This is a genomic window from Azohydromonas sp. (assembly GCF_035325925.1).
In the GTDB taxonomy this organism is placed as follows: Bacteria; Pseudomonadota; Gammaproteobacteria; order Burkholderiales; family Burkholderiaceae_C; genus Calidifontimicrobium.
The window spans coordinates 1-7,341 of the sequence record NZ_DAOKZA010000086.1 but is presented as its reverse complement, the minus strand read 5'-3'; the positions used below and the strand labels follow the sequence as shown (position 1 = coordinate 7,341).

Below are 7,341 nucleotides of genomic sequence, written 5' to 3'. Positions count from 1 at the left end.
CGAACTGCCGCGCGGTGTGTGGCAGTACCGCCGTCAGCGCGGCGCCGTCGCGCAGATGCAGGTGCCAGTCGTCGGGGCGGGTCAGGGTCAGCGTGTCGATCATGGCGACGATTGTCCCATCGGGTGCGCGCCGGGCCCGCGCCGATCGCGCCCGTCGACGGCGCCGATCGCCGCAGGGGTGCCAGATCGCGCGGATGGCGGCAGAATCGGCAGGACAGCCCGGCCCCGGCGGGCCCCGCGGCCCGCGACCCGATCGACGACACCGACGACGAGGAGCCCGATGGGATCGAACCAAGCGACCCTGCCGTCGCGCCAGCCGTCGCCGCAGAGCGACGCACGCGCGCCGAAGATCATCGAGGAACTGCTCGCCCACGCCGACGTGCGCCTCAACGGCACGCGTCCGTGGGACATCCAGGTGCGCGACGCGCGGCTGTACCGCCGCGTGCTGACGCAGTGGTCGCTGGGTCTGGGAGAGTCGTACATGGACGGCGACTGGGACTGCGAGCAGCTCGACGAGCTGTTCCACCGGCTGATGCGCGCCGACATCGAGTCGAAGGCGGTGGGCACCGCGAAGCTGCGGCTGGCGTTCGAGACGCTGCGCCACAGCCTGCTGAACCTGCAGTCGCAGGGGCGTGCGTTCGAGGTCGGCGAGAAGCACTACGACGCCGGCAACGACGTGTTCGAGTCGATGCTCGACTCACGCATGGTCTATTCGTGTGCCTACTGGGAGCGCGCCGCCGACCTGGAGCAGGCGCAGGCCGACAAGCTCGAGTTGATCTGCCGCAAGCTGCAGCTCGAACCCGGTCAGAGCCTGATCGACATCGGCTGCGGCTGGGGCGGGCTGGCGCGCTACGCCGCCGAGCGTTTCGGCGTGCGGGTCACCGGCGTGACCGTGTCGAGGGAGCAGCTGGCACTGGCGCGGCAGCGCTGCGCGGGGCTGCCCGTCGAGCTGAGGCTGCAGGACTACCGCGACCTGCAGGGGCAGTTCGACCGCGTCGTCTCGGTGGGCATGTTCGAGCACGTCGGCCCGAAGAACTACACGACGTACTTCGACGCAGCCCGCCGTCTGCTCAGGCCCGACGGGCTGTTCCTGCTGCACACGATCGGCATCGACGTCACGTCGCCGCGCACCGACCCCTGGATCGACCGCTACATCTTCCCGAACGGCAAGCTGCCGTCGGCGGTCGAGATCGCGCAATCCGTCGAGGGCCGCTTCCTGATCGAGGACTGGCACAACTTCGGCCCCGACTACGAGCGCACGCTGATGGCGTGGTACGCGAACCTCGAGCGCGCGTGGCCGCAGTTGAAGGACCGCTACCCACCGCGCTTCTTCCGCATGTTCCGCTACTACCTGCTGTGCTGCGCCGGCTTCTTCCGCTCGCGTCAGGGCCAGCTGTGGCAGCTGGTGCTCGGCGGACGCGAGCGGCGCGAGGCCTACCGGTCGGTGCGCTTCCGCGCGGCGTGACACGACGCTGAGGTCGGGCACGCGAGACTGGCGTTCGTCTGCGCGGACCGGGTCGGCCCGGGGTCGCACGGCCGACCACGCGCGAACGTCACGGGCCCGGCGCCCCCGGTTTCGAAGCCGATGGCACGCGAACGCCGGCGGCGTCTTCTGCGCGGCCGGTGCCACCGCCGCTTTGCTGCAGCCGCCACATGCGCGCGTAGGCGCCGCCGCGTGCGAGCAGCTCGGCGTGCGTGCCCTGCTCGACGATGCGCCCGGCGTCGAGCACGACGATGGCGTGCGCGTCGACCACCGTGCTCAGCCGGTGCGCGATCACCAGCGCGGTCTTGCCCTGCGCGGCGCTCTTCAGCTCGGCCTGGATCGCGCGTTCGTTGGCCGAGTCGAGCGCCGAGGTGGCTTCGTCGAAGATCAGGATCGGCGGGTCCTTCAACAGGGTCCGCGCGATCGCCACGCGCTGCTTCTCGCCGCCCGACAGCTTCAGCCCGCGTTCGCCGACCATCGTCTCGTAGCCCTTCGGCGTCGAGACGATGAAGTCGTGGATGTGCGCGCCGCGCGCCGCGGCCACCACCTCGTCGTGGCCCGCGCCCGGGCGGCCGTAGGCGATGTTGTACTCGACGGTGTCGTTGAACAGCACGGTGTCCTGCGGCACGATGCCGATCGCGCGGCGCAGGCTGTCCTGCGTGACGGCGCGGATGTCCTGCCCGTCGATCGTGATGCGCCCGCCGCCGACGTCGTAGAAGCGGTACAGCAGCCGCGCCAGCGTGCTCTTGCCGGCGCCCGAGGGACCGACGACGGCCACGGTCTTGCCGGCCGGGATCTCGAAACCGATGCCGTGCAGGATCGGCCGCGCCGGGTCGTAGGCGAAGGACACGTCCTCGAAGCGCACCACGCCGCGCGTGACGACCAGGTCCGGCGCACCGGGGGCGTCGGCCACCTCGCGCTCGCGCTCGAGCAGGCCGAACATCTTGTCGAGGTCGGTCAGGCTCTGCTTGATCTCGCGGTACAGCACGCCGAGGAAGTTCAGCGGGATGTACAGCTGGATCATGAAGGCGTTGATCATCACCAGGTCGCCGAGCGTGAGCTGGCCGGCGACGACGCCGGCGGTGGCGCGCCACAGCATCGCCACCAGCGCCACCGCGATGATCAGCTGCTGCCCGCTGTTGAGCAGGCTCAGCGTGCTCTGGCTCTTCAGCGCCGCGCGGCGCAGCCGCTCGAGGTTCTCGTCGTAGCGGCGGGCCTCGAACTCCTCGTTGTTGAAGTACTTGACGGTCTCGTAGTTCAGCAGCGCGTCGATCGCGCGCGTGTGCGCGCTGGCGTCGAGCTCGTTCATGTGCCGTCGAAACACCGTGCGCCACTCGGTGACGGTCACCGTGAACGTCACGTAGACGACCAGCGCCGCCAGCGTGATCCACGCGAACACCGCGTCGAACTTCCACGCCAGGATGCCCAGCACCAGGCCCACCTCGACCAGCGTGGGCAGGACGCTGTACAGCGAATACGAGATCAGCGAGTGCACCGCGCGCGTGCCGCGCTCGATGTCGCGCGTCATGCCGCCGGTCTGGCGCTCGAGGTGGAAGCGCAGGCTCAGCGCGTGCAGGTGGCGGAACACCTGCAGCGAGATGCTGCGCGCCGTGCCCTCGGTGGCCTTGGCGAAGGTCAGCTCGCGCAGTTCGGTGAACAGCGTCGTCGACAGCCGCAGCGCGCCGTAGGCGACGATCAGGCCGACCGGCACGACCAGCAACGCGGCCGCGTCGCCGGGCCGGATCGCCAGCCGGTCGACCAGGTTCTTCAGCAGCACCGGCACGCCGACGTTGGCGCCCTTGGCCGCGAGCATGAAACCCAGCGCCAGCGCGACGCGCCAGCGGTAGCGCCACAGGTACGGCAGCAGCTTGGCCAGCGTGCCCCAGTCGGAGCGGCGCTGCGCCGGGTCGGCGGTGGGCAGGGCCGCGGCGGAGTCGCGGGCGAGCGCGCGCATCGTGTGAGAATCTTCGGCTCAGGAAGCCCGCATCATGCCCATGTCCGACGAATCGCGCCCGACCGGGGTCGAGCTGCCGACCGACAAGGAGCTGGTGATGCGCGTGATCCCGATGCCGGCCGACGTCAACGCCAACGGCGACATCTTCGGCGGCTGGGTGATGGCGCAGGTCGACCTCGCCGGCGCGGTGCTGCCGGCGCGGCTGGTGCAGGGGCGCATGGCCACGGTCGCGGTGAACCAGTTCGTGTTCAAGCAGCCGGTTCGCGTGGGCGACCTGTTGAGCTTCTACGCCGAGATCGTGCGCGTCGGCAACACGTCGATCACCGTCAACGTCGAGGTCTACGCACAGCACCTGTCGCGCCAGCACGACGTCGTCAAGGTCACCGAGGCGACGCTGACCTACGTCGCAACCGACGCGCAGGGGCGGCCGACGCCGGTGCCGCGTCCCTGAACAGCGCGGCTTCACGCTCGTGACGACGCGCCGTCGCGACGACCGACGCACGAGCGCCGGCGTGGCGACACCCCGCCCCCGGCCGGCGCTCAGTCGACGAAGAAGTCCGGGATGAAGTCGGTCGTCCCCGGCACGACGCTGTAGCGGTCGAGGTCGGCGACGCCGTGCTGCGCGAGCAGCGTGTCGTCGATGAAGAAGTTGCCGCTGGTCGTCCTCGCGTCGCTGGTCAGGACGAGGTGGGCGGCGTCGGCCAGGATCTCGGGCTTGCGGCACTTGGCGACGTCGACGCCGGGGATCATCTGCAGCGCCGCGGTGGCGATCGCGGTGCGCGGCCACAGGCTGTTGACGCCGATGCCGTGGCGCGCGAATTCGGCCGCGTGGCCCAGCGTGCACATGCTCATGCCGTACTTGGCCATCGTGTATGCGGTGTGGTGCGCGAACCAGTGCGGCCTCAGGCTCAGCGGCGGCGCCATGTTCAGCACGTGCGGGTTGCGCCCCGACTTGCCGGCTTCGATCAGATGCGGCAGGCACGCCTGCGTGCAGCAATAGGTGCCTCGCACGTTGACACCGAACATCAGGTCGAAGCGCTTCATCGGCGTCGCCGCGGTGCCGGTGAGGCTGATCGCGCTGGCGTTGTTGACCAGGATGTCGATGCCGCCGAAACGCCCGACCGCGGCCTTCACCGCGGCGGCCACCGCGTTCTCGTCGCGGATGTCGGTGGGCACCGGCAGCGCCCGGCCGCCCGCGGCCTCGACCTCCTCGGCGGCACTGTACAGCGTGCCGGGGAGCTTCGGGTTCGGCTCGGTGGTCTTGGCCACCAGCACGACGTTCGCGCCGTCGGCGGCGGCGCGCTTGGCGATCGCCAGCCCGATGCCACGGCTGGCGCCGGTGACGAACAGGGTCTTGCCGTTCAGCGATGGGCTCATCGTGGCGTCTCCGTCGGGGTCAGTCGGGGCCACACGGTGGTGGCGATGTGCTCGGCGAGCGCGAGGCCGCAGACGCGGTACACCGGCTCGCCGGGGTGGAAGCCGTCGCTGGCCATCACGTTCGGATCCAGCGGCAGGTCGATCGGGACGTGGCTCGCGTCGTCGCGCCCGGCCGCCCAGCGCGCCAGCGCGTGGTCGTGGCGGCGCGCGTCGGCGCCCATGACCCAGCGCAGCGGCTGCGGCAGGCCCGGAAAGCGGTGCACCGGCGGCAGCGGCATGAACACCACGTGCCGCACGCCGGCACGTTCGCGCAGCAGGTGCAGCAGCCGCTCGCGCGCCGCAACGGCACGCCGCGGCGGCACCTGCTCGATGACGTCGTTGACGCCGAGCGCGAACACGGCCACGTCGGCGCGCCACGGCTCGGCGGCGCCGGCGAGCAGGTCGGCGCACTGCGCCGTCGTCAGCCCGGAGCGCGCGACCAGCCGCCACGCCACCGCGGCGTCGACGCGCCTCGCGAGCTCGCGCGCGGTGTGACCGGCCAGTGCCTGGTCCTGCGTCGCGACCCCGACGCCGGCGGCCGACGAGTCGCCGCCGATCAGCAGCCGCAGCATGCGCGAGCCGGTGCCGACGACACCTTCGCGAGGCCCCTCGGCCTCGGGCAGCCGCGGCAGGCGCCGGCGCGTGGCCAGCGCCTGCGCGACGAGCAGCGGGCTCAGCACGAGCTTGGCCGCGAGGCTCATCGCGCGGTGCTCCCCATGTCAACTGACCATGCCGTGCCCGAGGCACCCACGACCGATGGACCGCGAGCCTTCAAGCGGCCGCCGCGGATCCGGCTTCGCCGGTCCGCTGGCGGCGCCCCCCTGGGGGGGAGGCGCCGAAGGCGCTTCGGGGGGGTTCACTTCAGAACTTGCCGTAGTCCGGCGCGCGCTTCTGGAAGAAGGCCTGGAACGCCTCCATCGCCTCGGGGCTGCGCAGCCGGCGGCCGAAGATCTCGGCCTCGGCGGCGATGACCTGCAGGATCTGCTCGCGGTGCGGCGCGTGCATCAGCGCCTTGGCGTCGCGCACCGCACCGGGCGGGAGCGCGTTGAACCGCTCGGCCACCCGCCGCGCCTGCGGCAGCACCTCGGCGGCCGGCAGCACCGCGTTCGCGATGCCGCACTCGACGGCCTCGGCGCCGCTGAACGGGTCGCCGAGCAGCAGCTTCTCGGCCGCCTTGCGCTGCCCCATCAGCCGCGGCACGAGCAGGCTCGACGCGTATTCGGGCACCAGCGCGAGGCCGACGAAGGGCATCGCCAGCCGCGCGTCGTCGGCGACGTAGACGAAGTCGCAGTGCAAGAGCATCGTCGTGCCGATGCCGATCGCCGCGCCCGTCACCGCGGCGACGACCGGCTTGTCGCACTCGAGCAGTGCGCGCATGAAGCGAAACACCGGGCTGTCCTCGCCCTGCGGCGGGCGCTGCACGAAGTCCTCGATGTCGTTGCCCGACGTGAAGATGCCGGGCTGGCCGGTGATCAGCACCGCGCGCACCTCGCGTGCCGCGAGCGCCGCCGCGATCGCGTCGGCCATCGCCGTGTACATCGCCTGCGTCAGCGCGTTCTTCTTCTCGGGCCGGGCGATCTCGATCGTCGCCACGCCGTTCACGACCGCGGTCTTGATGTGGTCCATCGCCGTCCTCCGTTCAAACATGCTGGCGACCGAGACGTCCGCACCGAATGGTGTCGACCTCGTCGAGCTGCCGCCGCGGATCCGGCCTCGCCGGTCCGTTGGCGGCACCCCAAGGCCAAGAAGGGGCCACTTCGTAGCCCATGGGGGTGGCGCCGAAGGCGCTTCCGGGGGGTCAAACCCTCTCGAAGATGCCCGCCGCGCCCTGCCCGGTGCCGACGCACATCGTCACCATGCCGTATCTCAGCTGCTTGCGGCGCAGCGCGTGCACGACGGTGGCGGCGCGGATCGCGCCGGTGGCGCCCAGCGGGTGGCCCAGCGCGATCGCGCCGCCCATCGGGTTGACCACCGCCGGGTTCAGCCCGACGCTGTCGATCACCGCCAGCGACTGCGCGGCGAAGGCCTCGTTGAGCTCGATCCAGCCCAGGTCGTCGAGCTTGAGCCCGGCCGACTTCAGCGCGGCCGGGATCGCCTCGATCGGGCCGATGCCCATGATCTCGGGCGGCACGCCGCGCGACGCGAAGCTGACGAAACGCGCCAGCGGCTTGAGGTCGAAACGCTTGATCGCGGCCTCGCTGGCCAGGATCAAGCAGCCCGCGCCGTCGCTGGTCTGGGAGCTGTTGCCCGCCGTCACGCTGCCCATGCCGGTGGGCTTGCCGGTGGGGTCCTTCGGCGCGGCGAACACGGGCCTGAGCTTCGCCAGCGCCTCGAGCGTGGTGTCGGCGCGCGGGCCTTCGTCGAGGTGCACGGTGCGCGTCGAGACGTCGACGTCGCCGGTGTCGAGGTTCGGCCGCCGCGTCGCGACGTCGAACGGCGTGATCTCGTCGGCGAACTCGCCGGCCTGCTGCGCGGCGATCGCGCGGCG

Annotated in this window: 7 protein-coding genes; 2 read left to right on the top strand and 5 right to left on the bottom strand. The window is 71.5% G+C overall.

Annotated elements, in window-relative coordinates:
- Positions 1–280 precede the first annotated feature (280 nt).
- Entirely contained in the window at positions 281–1,465 is a 1,185-nt protein-coding gene (gene cfa, locus PKC53_RS18250; RefSeq protein ID WP_324431234.1) for a cyclopropane fatty acyl phospholipid synthase, read from the top strand.
- An 88-nt stretch (positions 1,466–1,553) separates the two neighbouring features.
- Here cfa and PKC53_RS18245 read toward each other — a convergent pair whose 3' ends face one another.
- Complete coding sequence (locus PKC53_RS18245) at positions 1,554–3,437, bottom strand: ABC transporter ATP-binding protein/permease (protein WP_324431232.1); 1,884 nt, start codon at positions 3,435–3,437, stop codon at positions 1,554–1,556.
- 40 nt (positions 3,438–3,477) lie between these two features.
- Here PKC53_RS18245 and PKC53_RS18240 point away from each other — a divergent pair, with 40 nt between their 5' ends.
- Positions 3,478–3,888, top strand: coding sequence for an acyl-CoA thioesterase (locus tag PKC53_RS18240; protein WP_324431236.1), 411 nt, complete (start codon positions 3,478–3,480; stop codon positions 3,886–3,888).
- Between the two features lie 89 nt (positions 3,889–3,977).
- Here PKC53_RS18240 and PKC53_RS18235 read toward each other — a convergent pair whose 3' ends face one another.
- The 4 genes from PKC53_RS18235 to PKC53_RS18220 form a co-directional block, all read right to left on the bottom strand.
- The gene (locus PKC53_RS18235; RefSeq protein ID WP_324431230.1) at positions 3,978–4,814 is read right to left on the bottom strand and encodes an NAD(P)-dependent oxidoreductase; all 837 of its coding nucleotides are present in this window, start codon (positions 4,812–4,814) and stop codon (positions 3,978–3,980) included.
- Positions 4,811–5,554 carry an SGNH/GDSL hydrolase family protein gene (locus tag PKC53_RS18230; RefSeq protein ID WP_324431228.1) on the bottom strand — a complete coding sequence of 248 codons (744 nt, stop codon included), beginning with the start codon at positions 5,552–5,554 and terminating at the stop codon, positions 4,811–4,813. The genes PKC53_RS18235 and PKC53_RS18230 overlap by 4 nt, the downstream gene beginning before the upstream one ends.
- Positions 5,555–5,714: 160 nt before the next feature.
- Entirely contained in the window at positions 5,715–6,479 is a 765-nt protein-coding gene (locus PKC53_RS18225) for an enoyl-CoA hydratase (RefSeq protein WP_324431226.1), read from the bottom strand.
- A gap of 172 nt (positions 6,480–6,651) precedes the next feature.
- The coding region (locus PKC53_RS18220) for an acetyl-CoA C-acyltransferase (RefSeq protein ID WP_324431224.1) at positions 6,652–7,341 on the bottom strand (690 nt) is incomplete at its 5' end.